Origin of the sequence: Pseudoxanthomonas kaohsiungensis (genome assembly GCF_010211765.1) — a bacterium.
Classification (GTDB): Bacteria; Pseudomonadota; Gammaproteobacteria; order Xanthomonadales; family Xanthomonadaceae; genus Pseudoxanthomonas; species Pseudoxanthomonas kaohsiungensis.
Map to the genome: position 1 here is coordinate 1 of NZ_PDWO01000035.1, position 1212 is coordinate 1212.

Sequence of the window (1212 nt, forward strand, 5' to 3'; positions counted from 1 at the left end):
TGACCTGCCGGGTGATTTTCGGACCAGTTGAAAGTTGAGAGGATGGCTCCCGACAGAGCGAGGAGCCCATGCGCAAGTCCCGATTCACCGAAGACCAGATGGTCAAGATCCTCCGCGAGGCCGACAAGGCGCCGATTGCGGACGTAGCCAAGAAGCACGGCGTCAGCGAGCAGACGCTGTACGTGTGGCGCAAGCGGTATGGCCAGCTGGAGGCGGCCGACGTGAAGCAGCTGCGCGGCCTGCAGCAGGAGAACGCCCGGCTGAAGAAGCTGCTGGCCGAGCGGGACCTCGAGATCGAGGTCATGAAGGAGGTCACCGCAAAAAAGTGGTGAGCGCGCCGGCACGGCGCGCCCTGGTCCCGGTCCTGGTTGATCGCGGAATCAGTCAACGCCGTGCCTGCGCGCTCCTGGGCGTGCCGCGCTCCACGCTCGGCTACGTCGCCACCCAGCCAACCAAGGATGCGCCGGTGATCGAACGGATGAAGCACTATGCCGCCATGTACCCGCGGTTCGGCTATCGCCGGATCCACGTCTACCTGGAGCGCGAAGGCTTCCTGATGGGCTGGGACCGGATGTTCCGGCTGTGGCAGCGGGCCAGGCTGCAGGTGCCGAAGAAGCGGCCGCGCAAGCGCGTGGCCGCCTCCCGGCCGCGGCCGTTGCCTGCCCTGGGCCCGAACCAGGTCTGGGCCTACGACTTCGTCTTCGATGGCTGCGCCAATGGCCAGGGCCTGAAGTGCCTGGTGGTAACCGACGAATGGACCCACGAGGCCCTGGCCATCGACGTCCAGGGCAGCATCCGTTCCAGGCGCGTGCTCGAGGTGCTATCGCGGCTGGTCAGCCAGCATGGGGCGCCCCGATATCTGCGGTCGGACAATGGGCCCGAGTTCGTCAGTCGAGCCGTCCTGAAGTGGCTGCAGGGCGCCGGCATCGAGACGGCCTTCATCGAACCGGGCAAGCCTTGGCAGAATGGCACCGCTGAGAGCCTCAACGGCAAGTTCCGCGACGAGTGCCTGAGCATGGAATGGTTCCGGAACCGGATCGAAGCCCGGGTCATCATCGAAACCTGGCGGCGGCACTACAACGAGGACAGGCCGCACTCCAGCCTTGGCTACCGGACACCCAAGCAGTTCAAGGAAGATCAGCAGCAAGAGCAGCAACCGACCCACCGAGCCATCGTCAACTAACCGGTGGTCCTAAAAAACCCGGCAGGTCA

Annotated in this window: 1 protein-coding gene; it reads left to right on the forward strand. The window is 65.2% G+C overall.

What is annotated here, in order from left to right; all coding sequences use genetic code 11:
- Positions 1 to 68: 68 nt before the first annotated feature.
- Positions 69 to 1183 (forward strand): IS3 family transposase gene (locus CSC66_RS17140; protein ID WP_162378622.1). Its coding sequence is split into 2 segments (ribosomal slippage): positions 69 to 318 and positions 318 to 1183, totalling 1116 coding nucleotides; the frame shifts between segments, so codons are not numbered across the junction.
- The last annotated feature ends 29 nt before the right edge of the window (positions 1184 to 1212 follow it).